The following is a 21,867-nucleotide window of genomic DNA, read 5'->3' on the forward strand; positions in this document are numbered from 1 at the left end:
GCAGTGCCGTTCGCAGGAGCCCATACCCGGCGAAGTGCTGCGCAAACGCTCGCGGAGACCGGTTCGCCGGGCCGTGCGCGGGTACTTGAGCGGGATGATCCGTTCGACGTCCGAGCAGTCCTCCCGCACGCCGGACCGGGTCGTTCTGGTGTTGCGCGCGCTCGGGCTCGGCGACGCACTGACCGGCATTCCGGCACTGCGCGGTATCCGGCGGGCGTATCCGGACCACCGGTTGCTCGTCGCCTGTGGCGCGGAACTGGGCAGCTGGCTGACGGAACTCGGCGTGGTCGACGGCGTGGTGCCGACCTGCGGGCTGGAGCCGATCACGGGCGCTCCCGTGCCGGACGTGGCCATCAACCTGCACGGGCGGGGACCACGGAGCCACGAGATCCTCCGTCTGACAGGGGCAGCACAGCTGCACGGATTTGCGTGTCCCGCAGCCGGATTCCCCAACGGACCACGATGGGACGACGGAGCGCACGAAGTCGACCGGTGGTGCGCGCTGGTGCGCCGGATCGGTGGTGAATGCGGCCGATCGGACCTGCGTCTCACCAGACCCGGCGGACGTGGCGGGCGTGGCACGTCGGCGCCGGTGGTGATCCATCCCGGCGCCGCCTCCGCATCGCGGCGCTGGCCCGTCTCTCGATGGAACCGGCTGGTCCATGTCCTGAGCGCGCGGTCGCAGGTGCTGATCACCGGCGGCGGAGCCGAGGCGGACCTGTGCGCGGACGTGGGGCGAGGAACGACCGCCGAGTGTGTCGCGGGCCGGACGTCGATCGCCGAACTGGCGGACGTCGTGTCCGCGAGCGATCTGGTCGTGTCCGGGGACACCGGGATCGCCCATCTGGCAACGGCTTACGGCGTCCCGTCGGTCACGATGTTCGGCCCGGTGCCGCCGTCCCTGTGGGGTTCGGCGATCGATCCGCACCTGCACCGGTGCATCTGGCACGGCACTGCGGCATCCGCTGTCGGCGACCCGCACGGCGCGCTGATCGATCCGCGGCTCGACGCCATCACGGTGCCGGAGGTCCTGGCCGCCGTGCACGGGCTGTCGCCTCGGCTCACCGGAGCCTGATTCGCCGGGACGCCGGCCGGGTAGGACCACCAGCGACCTGAAGGAGGAAGCAATGACCCGGGACACGACGGGAGACGTGGACCACCCGGCCGCTCAGATCCCGCTCTCCGGTGACCTCATCGAGAAGCTCGGCGATTCCGCCACCGACTACGCGGCAGGCCTGTGGTCCGTGGCGCAACAGCGGGACGCCGATGCCGGTGAGATGGCCACCCTGATCGGCCAGGTCAACGATCGGTTCGGCATCGACTTCCCCGGCACCGTGGTCCAGAAGTGGCAGGAGATCTTCCGCAACGCGGGAGGCCTCGTCACGATCATCAGCGAAGACCGCGTGCTCGCGGGCGGGCCCGTGGGTGACAACGCGATGGAGCCACCGTATGCCTCCGACGGGCCGGACCGGGACCAGCAGACGGACTCCCCGTCGTCCTGACGGTTCGCTCCGGGGACGGGTGGGTAGCGAAGCCACATGTCCTTGCTGCACCTGAGTCCTGACCGATCCCACGAGGCGATCCACCTGATCGACCGGGCGGTGGCCAATGTCCAGCATGGCCGCTTCGAGCGCTCGTTGTCCGGCCTGACCGCGGTCGCGGCCGTGGTCACCACGGCCGAGATCTACATCGAGCACTACAAGGCCGGGTTCGGCAACAAGTGGATGTGGTCACCGATCCTGATCACCCCTCCCGTCGTCGTGGCGGGGGTCGCCGGGGTCTTCAGCAAGAAGTGGGCCAAGACCGCATTGCCGATCACGGCCACGGCGTACACCCTGAACGGCCTGGCCGGGGAGTACTTCCACGCGCGTGGCGTCTCCCGCAAGCCGGGTGGCTGGAAGCTCGCGTCATACAACGTGCCGATGGGACCACCGATCGCCGCGCCGGGGCTGATGTGCATCGTCGGCGGTATGGGCCTGCTCGCCGCGATCCTGCGTCGGGAGAAGTGAATCGATGGCAACGGGGAATGCCCGGGAACGGATCGACAAGGACAAGGGTCAGCACCTGCCGCATCTTCGATCGGACGGAGGGCCACCGCACCCGTCGTGGCTGCCCAGGCAGCGGCGCGGGACGACCCCGCAGATGATCGGGCGTTACCCGGACTTCGATGTCCTCGACAGCGCCGGCACCTGGGACGAGGTCACTCGTGAAGTGGTCATGGCGCGGCTCGATCCGCCCGGTCCGTTGCGGTTCTTCGGTCCGCAGGAGGAGCCGATCCTGCGCGCGTTCTGCGACGTCACCACTGGACAGGACGCCGAGCCGCGGGTGCCGGTGGCCGAAGCGGTGGACACGAAACTGGCCGACGGGAGGCTCGACGGCTACCGATACGCCAACATGCCGGATGACCGGGATACTTGGCACAGGTCCTTGTCCGGCTTGGAACAGACCGCACAGCAACGGTTTCGGACGACGTTCGCGCAGTTGGAGCTGTCCCAGCAGGAGCAGATCGTCGCGGATTTCGCCGACGGCACGCTGACCGGCGGCGCGTGGGATGAACTCGACGTCAAGCGTGCGTGGTCGGTGTGCATGCGCGCCATCCTCGCCGGCTTCTACTCGCACCCGTGGGCGTGGAACGAGATCGGCTTCGGCGGACCGGCCTACCCTCGCGGGTTCATGCGCACCGGAGCCTTGAACAGCAACGAACCGTTCGAGACACCGGGTGCCGACAGCGAGGATCCGGTCGAGGCCGTGACTGCGGACCCGGAGATGTTTCCGGAATGAGCATGAGGAAGCACCTGCGCAACATCGCCAAGGGTTCGATCGGCCCGGCGGACAACGACTCCCGCTTCCTGCTCGACGTGCATTCGCGCGCCCTGCCGGGTCGACGCACCATGCAGGAGTACCGCGACGACGACGAGGTCGACCTGGTGATCGTCGGCGCCGGTGCGGGCGGCTCGGTGCTCGCGCAGCGGCTGGCCCGCCGCGGCTGGCGGATCGTCGTGATCGAGGCCGGTCCCTTCTGGGACCCGGACCGGGACTGGGTGTCGGACGAGGTCGGCTCGCACGGGCTCTACTGGACCAGCACGCGGATCATCGGCGGCTCGGACCCGATCGAGCTGGGCAAGAACAATTCCGGCCGCGGTGTCGGCGGCTCGATGGTGCATTACGCCGGTTACACCCCACGTTTCCACCCGTCGGATCTGGAGACCTTCACGCGCGACGGTGTCGGCGCCGACTGGCCGATCCGCTACGCGGACCTGCTGCCGCACTACGAGCAGGTCGAGCGCGAACTGCCCGTGGCCGGGCAGAACTGGCCGTGGGGTCATCCGCACAGCTACCCGTTCAGCCCACACCCGGTCTCCGAGGCGGCCAACGTCGTATGGCGCGGCGCCGAGAAGCTCGGCATACGGATGCGGGTCGGACCGGTGGGGATCGTCAACGGCACCTTCGGCAACCGACCACACTGCATCTACCGCGGCTACTGCCTGCAGGGGTGCAAGGTCAACGCCAAGGCCAGCCCGCTGGTGACCCACCTGCCGGACGCGCTGGCACACAGTGTCGAGATCCGATCGAACTGTATGGCGTTCCGCGTCGAGCTGGACGAGTCCGGCCGGGCACGCGGCGTGGTCTACTTCAGCGAGCCCGGCGGCCCCGAACGACTGCAGCGCGCGAAATTCGTTGCTGTTGCGGGGTATTCGATCGAGACGCCACGCCTGCTCCTGGCGTCCACCTCGGCGCGGCACCCGCACGGCATCGGCAACGACCACGATCTGCTCGGGCGCTACGTGATGGTGCAGGGCGCCACCCAGACAGCTGGCCGCTGGCCGGAGGAGCTGCGGATGTACAAGGCGCCGCCGCCGCAGGTGTCCAGCGAGGACTACTACGAGACCGACGCCTCGCGGGGTTTCGCCCGCGGCTTCTCGATCCAGACGGTCTCGCCGCTGCCCTGCGGCTGGGCCGAGCACGTCCTCGCCGATGGCCACTGGGGGCGCGCCATGCGGGAGTACATGCGCGACTACAACCACTGGTCGACCGTGGGCGTGCTCAATGAGTTGCTCGCCGATCCGGACAACCGGATCACGCTCGCCGACGAGGTCGATGACTACGGGCTGCCGGTCGCGCGCATCGACTATTCACTGACCGACAACGACAGGGCCAACTCGGCCTACTCGACCAAGGTGATCACCGACATCCTCAAGGCCGGCGGCGCGCAGGATGTGCTGACCATCCACCGCTACGCACATCTCATCGGCGGCGCACGGATGGGGAGTTCACCCGAGACCAGCGTGGTGGATGCCAACCAACGCTCGTGGACGGTGCCGAACCTCTTCCTCGCCGACGGGTCGGTGTGCCCGACGCAGGGTTCGGCCAATCCGGCGCTGACGATCATGGCGCTGGCGTCCCGCCTCGCCGAGCGTATGGCGGACGGCTCGGCCATGTCCGACGATCCCGAGCAGCGCGCCGGGACCGTGCGCGCTCGGCAACCGGTCGGGTGATCGCCGGCACGCAACCGCACCGCCATTCCCGATTGCACTGCACAGTAAGGAGATTCAGCATGAGCGACACAGTCAGCGACTTCGTGATCGACCGACTCATCGAGTGGGACCTGCACCAGTTCTACGGCTTCCCGGGCGACGGGATCGGCGGGTTCGACGGGGCGCTCGAGCGAGGTGAACGCGACGGGAAGAAGTTCCGCTACATCCGCCCGACGCACGAGGAGATCGCGGCGCTGATGGCGTGTGCGCACGCGAAGTTCACCGGGGATGTCGGCGTCTGCATCGCCACGTCGGGACCGGGCGCGATCCATCTGCTGAACGGCCTCTACGACGCCAGGATGGACAACCAGCCCGTCGTGGCGATCGTGGGCCAGCAGGGGCGTGTCTCCTTCGGCAGCGACACACAGCAGGAACTGGACCTCGAGCGGGTCTTCCAGGATGTCGCGGGATACGTCGAGACCGTCGTGACGCCGATGCACGCGCAACTGGTGGTCGACCGTGCGGTGCGCATCGCCGCGGCCCAGCGCTGCCCCACGGTCGTGATCCTGCCGGCTGACGTCCAGAACCTCCCGATGGAGGAGCCCGCCGTCGAGCACTGGGTGGCGCGGACCGGCGTCGGTCACAGCTCGACCGTGACGACCCCGCCGGAGAGCGAGTTGCTGCGGGCGGCCGATGCGCTGAATGCCGGCAAGAAGGTAGCCATGCTCGTGGGTCAGGGCGCGCGGGGTGCGACCGACGAGGTGATCGCGGTCGCCGAGCGACTGGGCGCCGGCATCATCACGGCACTGCTCGGAAAGGACGTCGTACCAGGCGATTTGCCCTACCACACGCAACAGCTGGGCCTGCTCGGTTCCAAGCCCAGCTACGACATGATGCAGGACTGCGACACGTTGCTGATGATCGGCAGCAACTACCCGTATGCCGAGTTCCTGCCCAAGACCGGCCAGGCCCGCGGCGTGCAGATCGACCTGTCCCCCCGGCACCTGAGCCTGCGGTATCCGATGGAGGTCAACCTGGCGGGTGATGCGAAGGCGACCCTGGCTGCTCTGCTGCCGCTGCTGGTGCACCAGGACGACCGGTCATGGCAGCAGAAGGTCATCCAGGGCATGCAGGACTGGGACACGGTCCTGCAGGAGGAGGCCGAGACCGAGGCCGATCCGGTCAACCCGCGCTACGTCTACCACGAGCTGAACAAGCGGCTGCCGGACAACGCGATCGTCACTGCGGACGCCGGATCCACCGCGGACTGGTACGGCCATCACATCCGGCTCGGCCGCGAGGGCAGCGGCAACCTCTCCGGGATGCTCGCCTCGATGCTGGCGGCCATGCCGTATGCCGTGTCGGCCAAGTTCGCGCATCCGGACCGGCCGGTCGTCTGCACGATCGGCGACGGTGCGTTCCAGATGCTCGGCATGAACGAATTGATCACGGTCAAGCGGCACTGGAAGTCCTGGTCCAACCCCCAGTTCATCACTCTCGTGCTGAACAACGGTGACCTCACTCAGGTTTCGTGGGAGATGCGTGAGGTGGGCGACCCGCGCTACGACACCTCCCAACTGGTCGAGCGGATCGACTACGCCGCGTATGCCGAAATGCTCGGGATGCAGGGGATCACCGTCGAGAAGCCGGAGGACATGCCGGGTGCATGGGACGCCGCCTTCGCCGCGGACCGCCCGGTCCTGTTGGACGTGCACACCGATCCGAATGTCCCCCCGCTGCCCGCGCACGTGTCGCTGAAGGAGGCCAAGGGCTTCCTGGCCGCGATGCGCAAGGGTGACCCCGCCGAGGGTGCGGTGATCCGGGACTCGGTGAAGGCGGTCGGGGCCGAGCTGAAGGCGGGCGTCAAGAACGCGCTCGGTCGCGACGACGGCTGACGACCTACACCCCGCGGGTTGCCGGATCTCCGGTGGGCAGACCGTCCGCCAGCAGTTCGGCCAGGTGCAGCGGATGCCTGCCGGAGTCGTCCAGCTCCGTGATCTGGGTACGGCAGCTGAAACCGTCGGCAAGCACCGCAACGGTCTCGTCAGCACTTCGCAGTGCAGGCAGCAGCCGGTCCTCAGCGCACGCGCGGCTGACCTCGAAATGACCGCGCTCGAAGCCGAAATTGCCTGCCAAACCACAACATCCGCCGACAGTCCGCGCTTCGGCACCGGCGCGCTTCAACAGGGCACGGTCGGCCTCCCAGCCGGTGTCCGCGTGCTGGTGGCAGTGCACCTGCGCCAGCACCTCATCGACGGCAACTGCAGGTGGCGACCAGCCGTCGGTGTGCTCCTGGAGCAGGTCGGCGAAGCCGACGATCAGGTCCGCGAGGCGCTGCACAGCCGGCTCGTGCGGCAGTAGCCGCGGCGCATCCGAGCGCAACATCGCCGTGCAGCTCGGCTCGAGTCCGACAACGGGCCAACCGGACCGCAACGCCGGTTCGACGATCCGGACCGTGCGACGCAACACGCGCCGGGCGATGTCCAACTGTCCGGTCGAGGTCCAGGTGATGCCACAACAGACCGGTTCATGGGGCATCGTGACCCGATAGCCGGCGTCCTCGAGCACCGCGATCGCAGCGCGACCGATCCGCGGATCGAAGTGGTTGGTGAAGGTGTCGGGCCAGACCAGGACCGGCCCGCGCTCGCCCCTCCCCCGCGGGCCGCGCCCGCGCCACCAGTCCTGCAGGGTGCGCTCGGCGAATTTCGGCAGCTGCCGGTTCTCGACACCGGCGATCTTGGCACCTGCTGTACGGAGCAGCGGAATCTCGCCGGCCCGGTTGAGGATTCGTGCTGTCCGGCTCACCGCGACCGTCCGCGCGGTCAGGGGCAGCCACCCGAGCGCGTAATGCGCACGCGGCCGCAGCCGATGCCGGTAGTGGTGGTGCAGGAACTCCGCCTTGTAGGTCGCCATGTCGACGTTGACCGGGCAGTCGGCGGCGCACCCCTTGCAGGACAGGCACAGATCGAGTGCTCCCTCGACCGCAGTGGAGCGCCAGCCGTCGGTGATCGTGCCGTCCCGGTGACCGTCCATCATCTCGTACAGCAGCCGTGCCCGACCTCTGGTCGAGTGCAGCTCCTCCCGGGTCGCCCGGTATGACGGGCACATCACGTCGTCGCCCGTCTTCGGCTCCGGCGCGCGGCAGAGCCCGACCCCCACGCACCGATTCGCAGCACGCACGAAGCTGCCCTCCGTCGGGTAATCGAACGCCGGCGTGTCCTTGAGGTGCGGGGACCACGCAGCACCCATCCGCAGGTGGTCGTCCAGCCGGTCCGCTCCGACCAGCTTCCCGGGATTCATCAGGTTCTCGGGGTCGAAGATCGCCTTGAGCTCGACGAAGGCCGTCATGATCCGGTCGCCGAACATCTTGGGCAGCAGCTCGCCGCGCGACTGGCCGTCCCCATGTTCGCCGGACAGCGACCCGCCGTATCCGACCACCAGGTCGGCAGCCTGCTCCATGAACCGACGGTAGTCACGCACACCATCGGCGTCGTTGAGCCGGAAGGGGATTCGCGTGTGAATGCAGCCCTGGCCGAAGTGGCCGTAGATGCTCGGCACCGCGTCGTCGGCATACCCGAACCGCCGGTAGAGGTCCTCCAAGTCACGCAGGTAGTCACCGAGCTTCGACGGTGCGACGGCGGAGTCCTCCCAGCCCGACCACGCATCGGGTTCTCCCGGCACGTGCGCAGTGGCGGCCAGGCCCGCTTCACGGACGGCCCACAGGTCCCCTTCCAGGTCCGCGTCGGACACCAGCGACACGTCCGCGTCGTCGGGTGAACGCCCGGCCGCCTGCAGCATGGCGTCGGCCGCGCGATCCGCGTCCTGCTTGCGGTGTGCGCCGAACTGCACCATCAGGAAGGCATGCCCGTCCGGCATGTCACGTCGCGCTTCCTCGTGCAGGTGCTCGACGCCTTCATCGTGGATCAACCGCCCGTCGAACCCTTCCAGCGCGATCGGTTCGGACGGCAGGATCCCCGGGACCGCGTCGGCGGCCGCCGCGACCGACTCGTACCCCAGCACGACCAGTGTGCGTTCGGCCAGCACGGGCACCAGCTCCAGCTCCGCGTGCAGCACGGTGACCAGCGTCGACTCGCTGCCGACGAGGGCACGTGCGACATCGAACCCGTATTCCGGCAGCAAGGAGTCGAGGTTGTAGCCCGACACGCGTCGTGGGATGTCCGGATAGCGCCTGCGGATCTCCTCCGCGTACTCATCCCGCAGGTGCCGCAGGGAGCGGTAGATCGCCGCTCGCCGGTCCCCGTGCCGTTCGATGTCGGCATACGTCTCGTCGGTGGTCCGCCCGCACCAGAAGCGGGTTCCGTCCGCCAGCAGCACCTCGAGCCGCGACACGTTGTCCACGACCTTGCCGGTTCGCTGGGCAGTCGCACCGCAGGAGTTGTTGCCGACCATCCCACCGATCGTGCAATTGGGATGTGTCGCCGGCTCCGGGCCGAATCGCAAGGAATACTGGGACAATTCACGGTTGAGATCGTCAAGGACGATGCCCGGCTCCACCACACACGTGCGTGATTCGAGGTCGACGCTGCACAGCCGATCGCAGTATTTGGCCCAGTCGATCAGCACCGCGCGGTTCGTCCCCTGGCCGGCCAGGCTCGTCCCTCCACCACGGGACACGATCGGCGCCCGATGCCGCCCACACACTCCGATCGCGCAGGCCCCGGCCTCCACGGTGCGCGGAATGACCACCGCGATCGGCACCTGCCGGAAGTTCGACGCATCCGTGGAGTAGGCCGCCCGAGAGCCGTCGTCGAACCGGACCTCACCGTCCACCAACGCTCGCAAGTCCTCCTCGAGCGTGTCGATGTCCTCGTCGAGCGCGCCGGCATCCTCATCGAGCATCGTCGCGGCCCTTCGCGGCCGTCGTCGCCGGCTGCCGCACAACGTCGACGTCGATCGGCTTGCAGACACCGCCGTTCGACTTCTCCGCCGAGCAGGCCGTGACGCCGACCAGCAGGTCCATCTCCGCGCGGACGACGAAACGGTCTCCTGCGCGCGACGCCGGAGGATCGATGTGCATGGTGCCACCGGGCTCGAACCAGACATTCATGAAGATGTTGAACGTCGTGGAGATGGTGCCCGGATCGACACCGAAGGGCTGCAGCGCCATACAGAGGTTCTCGAAGCAGCTCGGGTGCGCGGCGCCGCCGAGGTCGGGGTAGAGCAGGTCGAAGGTCGACTGACTGCACGGTGTCAGCACGAAGTCGTGCCGGCCGCACGTGTCCTCCTCGATCGTCAGCATCGGGCGGCTGAGATTGCTGTAGAGCGTGTCACCGGTCGACAGGTAGATCGTGTTCGCGTAGTCGATCGTCCGCCCGCTGCTCAACCAGTCCCCTGTCCCGTCCGCGGCGACACAGAACAGGTCGCTGACCTGCTCACCGGTGGGATCGACCACGACGAGCCGGTCGCCGGCGGCAAGGCGCAGGCCCAGGCCGGTCTGTGGCGCCAAGCGCTGCATCATTGCCCTTCCCCCGGACCACCGAAGTCGGCGTCCGGCCTCCAGTGCGGGCCGACGGCCCGACCGGAGTACTGGCGGGCCTCGGACGCCGCCCCGAAGTCCTCGACCATCGGATTCGGGTAGCCCTGGACCTTGCTGTCCCGTATGCGGATCCGCTCGCGCATCCGCTCGTAGCCACCGTCGGCGCGCAGGTTCTGGAACTGCTCGTGCAGGTTGAAGACCAGCGTGGGCCACGGAGCTCGGCGGGCGACGCGCGACGCATCCGGGTGCAGTCCCACCACGAAATAGGCGGTGCCTGCCGCGCTGAAGGAGAAGTGCGGGTCGACCGGGTCGTCGGACACCTCGGTGCTCCACGGCGTCCCGTCCGCGTCAGCCACAGTCTGCAACTGACGCCACAGGAGACGCTCGAAGGTCTTCTCGTCCGAGTGTTCGGGCTGCCGGAAGATCGCGACGAACGATGCGAATCCGTCGTCGACGTCCGTGTCCCTCGCGAACTCCCGCAGCCCCTCGAGCAGTCGCGGCGCCGTCTCCGGTGCCCCGAGCCATGGCAGCGCCAGCACCGTCGCCCGATGCCGGTTGACGACCGAGCGCGCACCCAGGCAGGGATAGTCGGGGTGCAGGATCATCGAGCGGAATGTTTCGGCGAGCACCTCGGGATCGGCGTCCCGTGGTGGCCGCGGAGTCCACGTGTCCTCGGAAGCAACTAAGGAAGGTCGGTCGGGGGCCATCTCGAAGCCTCTCGTCGGCGCAACGGTCACGTCACGGCATACCCACTCCCCGGCCGATCGACGCGTCCGCGAGCCGGCATCAGTTCCGGAAGTGCTCGAACGTCCACCCGATGATGGCGAAGAAGGCGATCGGCACATCGAGCATGACGAGCCACCAGCCCAGGGCGATCCCGAAACACGCGATCGAGGCCGCGATGGCGACCAGCAGCGGCCAGATGCTGTGCGGTGCGAAATATCCGTAATCGCCCTCGGTGGAGGCGATTTCACCGTGCGGATCGTCCTCCGGACGCTCATCGGTACGCCGGCCGGTCCACCACAGGTAGAACGTCAGCGACCCGGAGATGAGAGCGGTCACGACCAGCGCCGCTGTCCCCGCGAGTTCGTGACCGTAGGTAAACCATGCGTAGATGACGGCCACGACTGCGAAGAACAGGGTCCAGAACCCGAAGATCTTCGTCTCGGTCCGCAGTGCGTCAGGTCGCACGACGGCCCTCCTGCGGCTCGACCTCGTGCTGATCCTCCCAGTCCGCCCGCACCTGCGGCACCGTGCTGGCCTCGGGGTGATGCAGGTCGAAGGCGGGACGGATGCTGCGGATCCGCGGCAGACTGTCGAAGTTGTGCCGCGGCGGCGGACAGGAGGTCGCCCACTCCAACGATCCGCCGTACCCCCACGGGTCGTCCATCTCGACCTTCGGCGCGAGGCGCCACGTGCGCCATACGTTGAGGAAGAACGGCAACATCGAGATGCCCAGGATGAAGGCACCCACCGACGAGATGTCGTTCATCCACTGGAAGTCGTCGGAGGGCAGGTAGTCGGCATACCGGCGGGGCATCCCCTTCACACCGAGCCAGTGCTGGATGAGGAACGTCGTGTGGAACCCGATGAACAGCAACCAGAAGTGGATCTGCCCGAGCCGCTCATTGAGCATCCGACCGGTGAGCTTCGGCCACCAGAAATAGAACCCGGCGAACATCGCGAAGACCACCGTGCCGAACAGTACGTAGTGGAAGTGCGCGACGACGAAGTAGCTGTCGGTCACGTCGAAGTCCAGTGCCGGGCTGGCGAGAATGATGCCGGTCAGCCCGCCGAACAGGAACGTCACGAGGAAGCCGATCGACCACACCATCGGCGTCTCGAACGACAACGATCCGCCGTACATCGTGCCGACCCAGTTGACGAACTTCACCCCCGTCGGGACGGCGATGAGCATCGTCATGATCGCGAAGAACGGCAGGAGCACCTGGCCGGTCGCGTACATGTGATGCGCCCACACCGTCATCGACAGTGCGGCGATCGAGATGGTCGCGAAGACGAGGGTGAGATACCCGAAGAGCGGCTTGCGGGAGAACACCGGAAGGATCTCGGTGACGATGCCGAAGAACGGCAGGGCCACGATGTAGACCTCGGGATGCCCGAAGAACCAGAAGAGGTGCTGCCACAGCATCGCTCCCCCGGTCGCCGCGTCGAAGACGTGCGCCCCGAGAACGCGATCGGCGGCCAGGCCCAGCAGTCCCGAGGCCAGCACCGGGAACGCGATCAGCGCCATGAGAGAGGTGATGAGCGCGTTCCAGGTGAAGATCGGCATCCGGAACATCGTCATACCGGGCGCCCGCATGCAGATGATCGTCGTGATGAAGTTGACGGCGCCGAAGATGGTGCTGAAGCCACTCATCACCAGGCCCATCGTCCACAGATTGCCGCCCACCTCCGGCGAGTACTGCGTGCTGCTGAGCGGCGTATAGGCGAACCAGCCGAAGGAGGCCGCACCCTCGGGCGTCAGGAACCCGGACAGAACCTCGATGCCGCCGAGTAGGTAGAGCCAGTACGAGAGCGCGTTCAGCCGGGGGAAGGCGACATCCGGTGCGCCGATCTGAAGGGGCATGATCGCGTTGGTGAAACCGGCGAAGAGTGGCGTTGCGAACAGCAACAACATGATCGTGCCGTGGATCGTGAAGAGCTGGTTGAACTGACCGGTGTTCTGGACGATCTGCAGTCCGGGGGCCCACAATTCGGCACGGATCATCAGCGCCAGGACACCGGCGACCATGAAGAACACGAAGGACGTCGCCAGGTAGAGATTGCCGATCATCTTGTGGTCGGTGGTCGTGATCACCGACCACAACCTCGCGCCGGCTCGTCGTGGGGATCGTTCAGTTGTCCCGCGCCGAACGCGCCGAACGCGCCGCACCGTGTCGGTGTCCGGACCGGTCGTGGGAGGCATGCCCGCGATCTACCCAACGGCCGCTCATCGAATCCTGCGCCGGCGCCGGACTGCAGCTCACCGAAGTCGGCGAACGATCATCGTCACCTGTGGCGCCGGCCCGTGAGCGGCGCGCCCCGTAGGACCCGGCCACATACGCGCAGCATGCGTATTGCGTTGCGCAACCTACGAATCGGCATGAGCACCGAACGGACCGTGGTGGTCGACGAGCTGAGCTCCGGCACCCCGGCGAATCGATCGGTCAGCCACTGCAGCACGAGCGGCCCCGACACGATGTGCAGCAGGAAGTGCTCGCTGAGCCGGTCACGAACATAGGTCACCCGGGTGCCGCGTGCGGTCAGCCCGTCGACCATGCGATCGACCGCCGACACCGGCACGATCTGGTCGTGGACCGCCTGCGTGACCAGCAACGGCATCGCCGGCCTGCCCAGACCGGGCCGGATGTCGGCGAAGACCTGCTGCATGGCGGGCAGCTCCAGGAACTCCGCGAGCGACACGTCCATGTGCTTGCCGAAGTCCTTGAACGCCATCCGCGTGATCGCCGGCCGGGTCGGCCACGTGATCGCCCTCTCGAGGAGCATCCGGCCGGGCTCGTCGACATGCTCGTCGACCAGAGCGCGCATCGTCGGATAGCTGCGGATCAGCCCGGCGATGACCAGGCCCGCGAGACCGGAGAAGAAATGTCCGTTGGCGCGCCGGAAGACGAGCTCGGGATCCGCGACGGGAGAACCGAGTACGGCCCCCACGGTGTGCAGTTCGGGCGCATAGTCGGCAGCCAGCTCCGTGGCCCACGACGTCGCCCAGCCGCCACCGGAGTAGCCCCAGAACCCGACCGCCGACCGCCGGCCGACGTCGAAGGCGCCGTGCCGCATCGTGGCCCGCACACCGTCCAACGCACAGTGGCCGGCCTCGCGCGGTGCACCCCAATTGCCCTGTGCCCCCTCATGATCGGGCACGGACACCGCCCAGCCCTGCGCGAGTGCGTTGGCGATCAGCAGGATCTCGAGCTGGACGACCTCGCCGGTCGTCGGGGCACCACGCCGCAGGGTGTATGACGGGAACGACTCGGGCGCCAGCGAGTCGATCGCGCATTGGAAGGAGAGGATCGGCCGCGCCAGCGACGGAGCAGCGTCGGAGGCCACGAGCACGGTCGAGCAGGTCACGGCCGGCTCACCGTGCATGTCCGCCGTCCGGTAGAGCAGCTGAACTGCTCTGGCCTGCAACGGAATCCGCCCCAGGAAGGCAATGGTGACGTCGCGGCTGCGCAGCGGTGTGCCGGGCGCCGCCGACTCCCACCCGGGTGGCGGCACACAGAACGGATCCGCGGCGGGCGGGACCGGTGCCACGGCGCGTTCATCGGTGTGCTGCGCCGGACCGGTCCACCGCGCGGGATCGACTGAGGTCATCATGCCGTCGGGACCCCCGGATGACGGATGGGCTCGTGACTCCCGTGGCCACGTCCGGCATGCAATTGCAGGGCACTGGTCACGAGTGCGAAGTGACTGAACGCCTGCGGCGTGTTGCCCAGTTGGCGCTTCCCTGCCGGGTCCCATTCCTCGCTGAGCAGCCCGACGTCGTTGCGCAGGTCGAGCAGCCGCTCGAAGAGCTCAACGGCCTCCGGCTGCCGCCCGGCCAGATGCAACGCGTCGACCATCCAGAAGGAACAGGCCAGGAAGAGACCCTCGCCGCCCGGTAGCCCGTCGTCGGAGTCGGAGTTCTGGTAGCGCAGCACCAGGCCGTCCCGGGTCAGCTCCCGGGAGATCGCGTCGATCGTGCCGAGCACCCGCGGGTCGTCGCCGGGAAGGAATCCCACCCTCGGGAGGATCAGCAGGCTCGCGTCGAGTGCGGTGGCGCCATACGACTGCACGAAGGTCTTGCGGTCGTGGTCGAAGCCGTGGGCGAGGACGTCGGCATGGATGGTGTCGCGCAACGCCTCCCATCGGTCGGCCGGCCCGTGCAGGGTCGGGTGACGGCGGACGGCCCGGGCCATCCGGTCGGCGGCCACCCAGGCCATGACCTTGGAATGTGTGAAGTGCCGCCGCGGTCCACGGACTTCCCACAGCCCGTTGTCCGGGGTGTCCCAGGTGCCCTCGAGATGTTCCATCAGCGCCACCTGGAGCGCCCAGGCGTCCTCCTCGCTCGCGAGGCCGGACTCGCGAGCCAGCGCCAGACCGTCGAGGGTCTCGCCCCACACGTCGATCTGGAGCTGGTCGGCGGCCGCGTTCCCGACCCGAACCGGCGACGAATTCTCATATCCCGCAAGCCAGTCCAGCTCGCTCTCGGGAAGCCTGCGAGTGCCGTCCAGGGCGTACATGATCTGCAGGTCGGCCGGGTCTCCGGCGACCGCACGGAGCAGCCACTCGCGCCAGGCCTTCGCCTCGTCGAGGTAGCCGCCCGCGATCAACGCCTGCAAGGTGTATGTCGAGTCGCGCAGCCAGCAGTAGCGGTAGTCCCAGTTGCGCGGGCCGCCGAGCTGCTCCGGCAACGATGTCGTTGCGGCGGCGAGGATCCCACCGGTCGGTTCGTAGGTCAGCGCCTTCAGCGTCAGCAGGGAGCGTCGGACCGCACCCTGGTAGGGGCCGGTCAGGTCATGACCGCGGTCGCACCATCCCTGCCAGTAGGTCAGCGTGTCCTGCAGCGCCTCCTCCGCGTCGACCGGCCTCGGGTGCTGCGCATAACTGGCCGACCAGGTCAGGACGAACGGGACCCGATCGCCCGCCGAGACGGTGAAGTCCGAAATGGTCGACCACTCATGGCCGCTCGTGGGCGCGGGCGTGCGCAGCCGTACGGCGTCGGGACCGGCGACGGCGAGCAACTGGTCGCCGTCGTGGTGCACCCACGGTCGCACTCTGCCGTAGTCGAAGCGCAGGGTGAGCTCGCCGTGCATCGACACGCGGCCGCTGACACCCTCGACGATCCGGACGATGTCGGGAGCCTGGCCGCGTGGCGGCATGAAGTCGATGATCCGCACCGTGCCGTCGGTGGTCTCCCACTCGGTCTCCAGGACGAGGGAGTCCTCGACATACCGTCGCCGCGTGCAGGTGCCGCCTGCTGCCGGTGCCAGGATCCAGCGTCCGGCATCCGGACCGTCCAGTAGGGCGGCGAAGCAGGCGGGCGAGTCGAAGCGGGGCAGGCACAGCCAGTCCACCGAGCCCTCGTTGCTGACCAGTGCTGCCGTCTCCAGGTCACCCAGGAGTGCGTAGTCCTCAATCCGCGCCATGCTTCGGCATGCTGCCACACCAGCCCGGGGACGGCCGGCCGCGACCGCTACCTGTGTCCGTCCGGCGGCGTCGTGCCGCAGATCAGTGCACGCGTGCGGGACGGTGTCTGCCCGAAACGTTCGCGGTATGCCGCTGCGAAGCGCCCGAGATGCGTGAAGCCGGCCGACCAGGCGATGTCCGCGACCGGCGCGTGCGGGTCGGCCAGCAACGCGCGATGGGCGTGCTCGAGCCGGATCTCCAGGAGCACCTGCGACGGTGACTTGCCCACATACTCCTGGAAACCGCGCTGCAGGCGGCGCACCCCGACCCCGGCTACCTGCGCGAGGTTCGCGGCGGTCCAGGACGCGGCCGGATCCGCCTCGATCGCGTCGATCACGCGGGTGACGATGCGAGGACGGGCCGGGGTCGTCGTTGCGTCCTGGTCCGGGAAGGCAGCAGCGACGAAAGCAGCGCTGATGGCGTGGGCGAGGTGCTCGGCGACCGTGCGATTGCGCAACATCGTCGGTGCGGCGAGCGCCTGATTCGCCAGCGACGTGACGAGCTCGATCCAGCTGCGTCCTTCGGGTGTGCGCAGGTCGAGCTGAGCAGGTATGTCGGAGTCGTTGCGCGCGGCGAGGGTGAGGACATCCCGCGTCAGCAGGTCCTTGTCGATCTTGACCCCGGTGATGGTGCAGTCCTTGGACCACCGCGACATGCGCGTCATGGTGTCGGGCGGGCACACCGTGGCGAACCCGTCGACCGAGGAGATCTCGCGACCGTCGACGCGTGCCTCGAGATACCCGCTGCGCGGGACGTTGATGGCATAGGCCCCGGGATGACCGGACTCGACGGAGACGTCGGCGCCCCAGCCGATGCTGGCAACGGTCAGCGGGCCGAAGCTGACGTGGCGCAGCGCCATCCGCGCGTGCTGGTCGGCGCGCAGCACGCGCAGGTCATGGGGGAAATAGGCGGCCGCCACCGAACTGGACGCTTCGTTCCAGTCGATCGAAGCCGCAGGGCCACCGCCGTCTTGCTGCATGTCATTCCGTCCGTGCCGTCGACTCGTCACATCACCGGCGTAGGTGGCAACGCTACTGCATCCCGCCCGCTGCGAACCCGGACCGCAACTGCCGGTTTCGCTATCCGGATCGTCGGTGCGCGATCCGGATTGTTGCGTGGGTCACATCGTTCCTAACGTCTCTGATCACCCGAACAGGAAGGAGGCCACTCATGGATGGACGAGCACTGCGCACCGTCTTCGGTGAGTTCGCGACCGGCGTCACGATCATCACGTGCACCCGTGATGACGGAACTCCGCACGGTGCCACTGTCACCGCGTTCATGCCCTTGTCACTGGAGCCGCCGCTGCTGCAGGTCGCTCTGACGCGCAGTTCGAAGGCGTGCACCTATCTGCGGAACGCCGCGTTCACCGTCAACATTCTCGCCGCCGACCAGTTGGAACTCGCGATGCATTTCGCCGGCCGCCCGATGGACGGCGAACCGGAGTGGGACGAGGGCCCCGCAGGACCGATCCTGCGCGGCTCAGCGGCAGCCATCCCATGTGGCCCGTGGGCCGACCACGACGGTGGCGACCACATCGTCTTCACCGGCGAGATCCTCGACGCCACCGTCCGCGACGTCGATCCGCTGCTGTTCTACCGGGGTTCGTTCCACGGCATCGGCGACGACCGCGCAGCCACGAAATGGACCGGTTTCCAGGACGACTCACTCTCCGGCTGGTTCGACGCAGGGACCAGCTTCACCGCCATCACACCGCAGCCCGTCGCCTCCGCGCCGGGCATCTGAGAGGACCGACAATGACCCAGACGACCGCACCGACCGAAAGCGTCTTCGACGGCGAGACCAACCCCGCCGCCGACCATCCAGCCAACCAGACCCAGACCTACGCGACTCGTCCGATGACCGGTGACGAGTACATCGAGAGTCTTCGGGACGACCGTGAGATCTACCTGCGCGGTGAGCGCGTGCAGGACGTCACCACGCATCCGGCGTTCGCGAATCCCGTGCGTATGACGGCCCGCCTGTACGACGCGCTGCACACGGGCGAGCACGTCGACACGCTGACCTCACCGACCGACACCGGCAGCGGCGGCGTCACGATGCCGTTCTTCAAGACCCCGAAGTCGTCGGCCGACCTGATCAAGGAACGTGACGCCATCGCCACGTGGGCACGGATGACCTACGGCTGGATGGGCCGCTCCCCCGACTACAAGGCCAGCTTCCTCGGCACGTTGCACGCCAACAAGGACCTGTACTCGCCGTTCGAGGCCAACGCCGAGCGTTGGTACCGCGAGTCGCAGGAGAAGGTCCTCTACTGGAACCACGCGATCATCAACCCGCCGGTGGACCGCCAACTGCCGCCGGACGAGGTGGGCGACGTCTACATGAAGGTCGAGAAGGAGACCGACGCCGGCCTGATCGTCAGCGGTGCCAAAGTGGTCGCCACCGGTTCGGCCATCACCAACTACAACTTCATCGCGCATTACGGGCTGCCGATCGGCAAGAAGGAGTTCGCGCTCATCTGCACGGTGCCGATGAACGCGCCCGGCGTGAAGCTGATCTGCCGCACGTCATACACCGAGGCGGCGGCGAAGCTCGGCACGCCGTTCGACTACCCGCTGTCGAGCCGGATGGACGAGAACGACACCATCTTCATCTTCGACAAGGTGCTGGTGCCCTGGGAGAACGTCTTCATGTATGGCGACGTCGACCGGATCAACAGCTTCTTCCCCCAGTCGGGATTCCTCCCCCGGTTCACCTTCCAGGGTTGCACCCGCCTCGCGGTCAAGCTCGACTTCATCGCCGGCCTGCTGATGAAGGCGCTCGACTGCACCGGCTCAGGAGGCTTCCGCGGCGTTCAGACGCGGGTCGGCGAGGTGCTCGGCTGGCGGAACCTCTTCTGGTCGCTCACCGAGTCGATGGCTCGCGACCCCGAGCCGTGGATCGGCGACGCCGTCATACCCAAGCTCGAATACGGGCTGACCTACCGGATGTTCATGATCCAGGGCTACCCGCGGATCAAGGAGATCATCGAGCAGGACGTCGCGTCCGGGCTGATCTACCTGCCCTCCAGCGCGCAGGACTTCCAGAGCGATGCGGTGCGCCCCTACCTCGACAAGTATGTCCGCGGGTCCAATGGCATCACCGCCGTCGACAGGGTCAAGGTGATGAAGGCACTGTGGGACTCGATCGGTTCGGAGTTCGGCGGGCGCCACGAGCTGTACGAGCGCAACTACTCGGGCAACCACGAGAACGTCAAGGCCGAGTTGCTCTTCGCCGCCGAAGCGCGCGGCGGCGCAGCATCGATGCGCGGTCTCGCGGAGCAGTTCATGAGTGAGTACGACCTCGACGGCTGGACCGTCCCCGACCTGTTGTCGCCGAAGGACTTCGAGTTGCTGGGTCGCTGAAACGCACGCGCCGTCGCTGCCCCGGCGCACCTTGCCGGGGCAGCGGCACCTCCAGGTCCAGGGTGCGGAACGCTCGGACGGCACCGCCGCAATCCGTCATACGCTCGCAGCGCAAACGAATCGGCCTGTGACAGCGACGAATTCGGTCGTATGGCGGGTCGCACCCTGCGGTAAGGAAAGATCGTGGCTTCGCCCATCCTGTGCAACGACCCAGGCAGCTTCCCGTGGAGTGTCTTCCACGTCCGCTATCCGGAGCTGCTCCAGCGGGTGCGTGACGCCTCGCCGTTCGGTCCCGAAGTGCGCGACCGACTCGACGAGCTGGGCAAGGAGATCGTCGCCGGTCCCATCGTGCCGCCGGACCCCCAGTGGCATGACCATGACAGTTGGGCACGGTGGCACGAGCCGTATGCCGGGAAGCCGTGGTCGGAGACGCCGTTCCTGTGGGCGGAGAACTACTTCTTCCGGCGGATCCTGGCGGCCACCGGCTTCTTCGAGCCGGGCGCAATGCACGGCATCGATCCGTTCGGGCCGTTCAAGTCGGCCGAGCTGGCGTCCGAGGCCACGGATTCGTTGCTGACCGAGTTCAATGCGCTGGCCACCGGTGCCGCAGACGATGCGCAGACCGAGGCACTGTTCTATGCGTCGCTGCAGGCCAATCACGCCGATCTCTGCTTCAATCTGGGCGCCGCCGGAGTGGGTGGCGCTCCGCCGGGAGCCGGCCTCCTGGTCGATGACACTCCGGCTGCGGTGCAACAGCTCACCTCGACGGCACCGGGCCGGATCGCCCTGATCGCGGACAACGCGGCCAGGGAACTCCTGCCCGACCTGTTGCTCATCGATCACCTGCTGCACCGCGGCCTGGCCGCCGAGGTCGACCTGTACGTCAAGCCCAGCCCGTATTTCGTCTCCGATGCCATGCCCAGCGACGTCATCGCCGCCCTCGACCGCTTGATCGGATTCGGCGGTCCGGCGACCGAGGCCGGTCGCAGGTTGTGGGACGCCGTACAGGTGGGACGTGTGGCGCTGCACTGCCAGCCCGACTTCTGCGCGCCCTTGCACCTGTGGGAGTTGCCCGCCGACCTGGTGCGGCGTCTTGCGACGGCGTCGATGGTCATCACGAAGGGCGACCTGAACTACCGCCGCCTGGTGGGCGACAACTGGTGGTCACCCACTCGTCCCTTCCGGGAGGCGGTGGACTGGCTCTCGGCGCCGGTGGTCGCCCTGCGCACTCTGAAGTCGGACGTGATCGTCGGCTTGGATCCTGCCGTGGTCGAGTCGCTCGACCAGGAGTCGGACGGGTGGCGCAGCGCAGGCACCAGAGCGGTCATCCAGTTCGCGGCGGACTGACCCGACAGGGCAGCGTCTAAGGTCGGTCTCGTCCTGATACGCCCTGCGGGAAGGAACCCGGATGACCTTCGAGACCCTGGAGCACGCGGTCGATGACGGCGTCCTGACGGTCACTCTCCATCGTCCTGAGCAGCTCAACGCGTTCACCGTGACGATGGCCGACGAACTGGAGCGCACCTTCCGCGAGGTCAACGCCGACGACACCGTGCGCGCGGTGATCGTCACCGGCGCCGGCCGCGCCTTCTGCGCCGGTATGGCGCTCTCCGTCGAAGGCAACGTCTTCGGGCTGGACGAGACCCGCGAGCCGGCCCTGGCGGACATGAGCGACCTGTCCGATCCGTCGCTGGCGCGGATCCGGGACACCGGAGGCCGGGTGACCCTGGCGATCCACGACTGCACGAAGCCGGTCATCGCCGCCATCAACGGTCCCGCTGTCGGGATCGGGGCGACGATGACGCTGGCGATGGATGCGCGGCTCGTGTCGACGAAAGCGCGTTTCGGCCTGGTCTTCGGGCGACTCGGCATCGTGCCGGAAGCAGCGTCGTCGTGGTTCCTGCCGCGCATCGTGGGGCTGCCGCGCGCTGTGGACCTCGCGTTGTCCGCGGACATCCTGGACGCTGCTGCCACCGTCGAAAACGGTTTGGCCACAGCGTCATACGAGCCGGATGAGCTGTTGCCCGCGGCGCGCCAGCTGGCCGACCGGTGGACCAGGGGCCGCTCCCCCGTCGCGGTCGCACTGACGCGTCAGATGATGCGTCGCAACTCGGCATACGAACATCCCGCGGACGCCCATCGCGTGGACTCGCTCGCGATGTTCTGGACGAGCGTCGGCGACGGCAAGGAGGGCGTCGCCGCCTTCCTGGACAAGCGCGACGCCGAGTTCACCGGCCGGGCATCCAGCATGCCCGGCTTCTACGACGAGTGGCTGGACGAAACACCCTGAAAACCCCAGAAGGAGACTGCAATGGCCGGACGGATGGATCCTGAGATC

Annotated in this window: 18 protein-coding genes; 10 read left to right on the forward strand and 8 right to left on the reverse strand. The window is 67.8% G+C overall.

Going from position 1 to position 21,867, the window contains the following annotated elements:
• The first annotated feature begins 94 nt into the window (after nt 1-94).
• The 6 genes from VG502_RS05710 to VG502_RS05735 are packed head-to-tail and all read left to right on the forward strand — an operon-like array spanning nt 95 to nt 6,370.
• Nucleotides 95-1,075, forward strand: a complete 981-nt coding sequence (locus VG502_RS05710; RefSeq protein ID WP_325549059.1) for a glycosyltransferase family 9 protein — start codon at nt 95-97, stop codon at nt 1,073-1,075.
• Nucleotides 1,076-1,127: 52 nt separating this feature from the next.
• Nucleotides 1,128-1,502, forward strand: coding sequence for a hypothetical protein (locus VG502_RS05715; protein ID WP_325549060.1), 375 nt, complete (start codon nt 1,128-1,130; stop codon nt 1,500-1,502).
• 36 nt (nt 1,503-1,538) lie between these two features.
• Nucleotides 1,539-2,009 carry a hypothetical protein gene (locus tag VG502_RS05720; protein ID WP_325549061.1) on the forward strand — a complete coding sequence of 157 codons (471 nt, stop codon included), beginning with the start codon at nt 1,539-1,541 and terminating at the stop codon, nt 2,007-2,009.
• A gap of 4 nt (nt 2,010-2,013) precedes the next feature.
• Nucleotides 2,014-2,781 carry a gluconate 2-dehydrogenase subunit 3 family protein gene (locus tag VG502_RS05725; protein WP_325549062.1) on the forward strand — a complete coding sequence of 256 codons (768 nt, stop codon included), beginning with the start codon at nt 2,014-2,016 and terminating at the stop codon, nt 2,779-2,781.
• Nucleotides 2,778-4,496, forward strand: coding sequence for a GMC family oxidoreductase (locus VG502_RS05730; protein ID WP_325549063.1), 1,719 nt, complete (start codon nt 2,778-2,780; stop codon nt 4,494-4,496). Before VG502_RS05725 ends, VG502_RS05730 begins: the two co-directional genes overlap by 4 nt.
• A 59-nt stretch (nt 4,497-4,555) precedes the next feature.
• Complete coding sequence (locus VG502_RS05735; RefSeq protein WP_325549064.1) at nt 4,556-6,370, forward strand: thiamine pyrophosphate-requiring protein; 1,815 nt, start codon at nt 4,556-4,558, stop codon at nt 6,368-6,370.
• A 4-nt stretch (nt 6,371-6,374) separates the two neighbouring features.
• Here the strand turns inward: VG502_RS05735 and VG502_RS05740 are convergent, their stop codons facing one another.
• From VG502_RS05740 to VG502_RS05775, 8 genes are all read right to left on the reverse strand, one after another.
• Nucleotides 6,375-9,335: an FAD-binding and (Fe-S)-binding domain-containing protein gene (locus VG502_RS05740; RefSeq protein ID WP_325549065.1), complete on the reverse strand. Its 2,961-nt coding sequence runs from the start codon at nt 9,333-9,335 to the stop codon at nt 6,375-6,377.
• Entirely contained in the window at nt 9,325-9,954 is a 630-nt protein-coding gene (locus VG502_RS05745; RefSeq protein ID WP_325549066.1) for an urea carboxylase-associated family protein, read from the reverse strand. The genes VG502_RS05740 and VG502_RS05745 overlap by 11 nt, the downstream gene beginning before the upstream one ends.
• On the reverse strand, nt 9,951-10,577 hold the full coding sequence (gntA, locus tag VG502_RS05750) for a guanitoxin biosynthesis heme-dependent pre-guanitoxin N-hydroxylase GntA (RefSeq protein WP_414655703.1): 627 nt from the start codon (nt 10,575-10,577) through the stop codon (nt 9,951-9,953). The genes VG502_RS05745 and gntA overlap by 4 nt, the downstream gene beginning before the upstream one ends.
• Nucleotides 10,578-10,758: 181 nt before the next feature.
• Nucleotides 10,759-11,163, reverse strand: coding sequence for a cytochrome c oxidase subunit 4 (locus tag VG502_RS05755; RefSeq protein ID WP_325549068.1), 405 nt, complete (start codon nt 11,161-11,163; stop codon nt 10,759-10,761).
• Entirely contained in the window at nt 11,153-12,802 is a 1,650-nt protein-coding gene (gene ctaD, locus VG502_RS05760; RefSeq protein WP_325549337.1) for an aa3-type cytochrome oxidase subunit I, read from the reverse strand. Before ctaD ends, VG502_RS05755 begins: the two co-directional genes overlap by 11 nt.
• A gap of 182 nt (nt 12,803-12,984) precedes the next feature.
• On the reverse strand, nt 12,985-14,310 hold the full coding sequence (locus tag VG502_RS05765; protein ID WP_325549069.1) for a lipase family protein: 1,326 nt from the start codon (nt 14,308-14,310) through the stop codon (nt 12,985-12,987).
• Complete coding sequence (locus tag VG502_RS05770) at nt 14,307-16,121, reverse strand: glycoside hydrolase family 15 protein (protein WP_325549070.1); 1,815 nt, start codon at nt 16,119-16,121, stop codon at nt 14,307-14,309. Before VG502_RS05770 ends, VG502_RS05765 begins: the two co-directional genes overlap by 4 nt.
• A gap of 47 nt (nt 16,122-16,168) precedes the next feature.
• Nucleotides 16,169-17,140 (reverse strand): AraC family transcriptional regulator, encoded by a 972-nt coding sequence (locus VG502_RS05775; protein ID WP_325549071.1) that lies wholly within the window; start codon nt 17,138-17,140, stop codon nt 16,169-16,171.
• Between the two features lie 191 nt (nt 17,141-17,331).
• Between VG502_RS05775 and VG502_RS05780 the strand changes: the two genes are divergently transcribed.
• From VG502_RS05780 to VG502_RS05795, 4 genes are all read left to right on the forward strand, one after another.
• Nucleotides 17,332-17,907: a flavin reductase family protein gene (locus tag VG502_RS05780; protein ID WP_325549072.1), complete on the forward strand. Its 576-nt coding sequence runs from the start codon at nt 17,332-17,334 to the stop codon at nt 17,905-17,907.
• 11 nt (nt 17,908-17,918) lie between these two features.
• Nucleotides 17,919-19,529 (forward strand): 4-hydroxyphenylacetate 3-hydroxylase family protein, encoded by a 1,611-nt coding sequence (locus VG502_RS05785; protein ID WP_325549073.1) that lies wholly within the window; start codon nt 17,919-17,921, stop codon nt 19,527-19,529.
• Nucleotides 19,530-19,712: 183 nt separating this feature from the next.
• On the forward strand, nt 19,713-20,876 hold the full coding sequence (locus VG502_RS05790) for an ARMT1-like domain-containing protein (protein WP_325549074.1): 1,164 nt from the start codon (nt 19,713-19,715) through the stop codon (nt 20,874-20,876).
• A gap of 61 nt (nt 20,877-20,937) precedes the next feature.
• On the forward strand, nt 20,938-21,819 hold the full coding sequence (locus VG502_RS05795) for a crotonase/enoyl-CoA hydratase family protein (RefSeq protein WP_325549075.1): 882 nt from the start codon (nt 20,938-20,940) through the stop codon (nt 21,817-21,819).
• Nucleotides 21,820-21,867 lie beyond the last annotated feature (48 nt).

It is taken from the genome of Flexivirga sp. (genome assembly GCF_035551235.1).
In the GTDB taxonomy this organism is placed as follows: domain Bacteria; phylum Actinomycetota; class Actinomycetes; order Actinomycetales; family Dermatophilaceae; genus Flexivirga.

What these genes read in the sequence shown, in the direction of transcription:
- VG502_RS05795 (WP_325549075.1), top strand. Translation starts at nt 20,938, where the DNA reads ATGACCTTCGAGACCCTGGAGCACGCGGTCGATGACGGCGTCCTGACG.
- VG502_RS05710 (WP_325549059.1), top strand. Translation starts at nt 95, where the DNA reads ATGATCCGTTCGACGTCCGAGCAGTCCTCCCGCACGCCGGACCGGGTC.
- VG502_RS05785 (WP_325549073.1), top strand. Translation starts at nt 17,919, where the DNA reads ATGACCCAGACGACCGCACCGACCGAAAGCGTCTTCGACGGCGAGACC.
- VG502_RS05775 (WP_325549071.1), bottom strand. Translation starts at nt 17,140, where the DNA reads ATGCAGCAAGACGGCGGTGGCCCTGCGGCTTCGATCGACTGGAACGAA.
- VG502_RS05745 (WP_325549066.1), bottom strand. Translation starts at nt 9,954, where the DNA reads ATGATGCAGCGCTTGGCGCCACAGACCGGCCTGGGCCTGCGCCTTGCC.
- VG502_RS05715 (WP_325549060.1), top strand. Translation starts at nt 1,128, where the DNA reads ATGACCCGGGACACGACGGGAGACGTGGACCACCCGGCCGCTCAGATC.
- VG502_RS05720 (WP_325549061.1), top strand. Translation starts at nt 1,539, where the DNA reads ATGTCCTTGCTGCACCTGAGTCCTGACCGATCCCACGAGGCGATCCAC.
- VG502_RS05740 (WP_325549065.1), bottom strand. Translation starts at nt 9,335, where the DNA reads ATGCTCGATGAGGATGCCGGCGCGCTCGACGAGGACATCGACACGCTC.
- VG502_RS05730 (WP_325549063.1), top strand. Translation starts at nt 2,778, where the DNA reads ATGAGCATGAGGAAGCACCTGCGCAACATCGCCAAGGGTTCGATCGGC.
- VG502_RS05780 (WP_325549072.1), top strand. Translation starts at nt 17,332, where the DNA reads ATGGATGGACGAGCACTGCGCACCGTCTTCGGTGAGTTCGCGACCGGC.
- gntA (WP_414655703.1), bottom strand. Translation starts at nt 10,577, where the DNA reads ATGATCCTGCACCCCGACTATCCCTGCCTGGGTGCGCGCTCGGTCGTC.
- VG502_RS05735 (WP_325549064.1), top strand. Translation starts at nt 4,556, where the DNA reads ATGAGCGACACAGTCAGCGACTTCGTGATCGACCGACTCATCGAGTGG.
- VG502_RS05725 (WP_325549062.1), top strand. Translation starts at nt 2,014, where the DNA reads ATGGCAACGGGGAATGCCCGGGAACGGATCGACAAGGACAAGGGTCAG.
- VG502_RS05765 (WP_325549069.1), bottom strand. Translation starts at nt 14,310, where the DNA reads ATGATGACCTCAGTCGATCCCGCGCGGTGGACCGGTCCGGCGCAGCAC.
- VG502_RS05770 (WP_325549070.1), bottom strand. Translation starts at nt 16,121, where the DNA reads ATGGCGCGGATTGAGGACTACGCACTCCTGGGTGACCTGGAGACGGCA.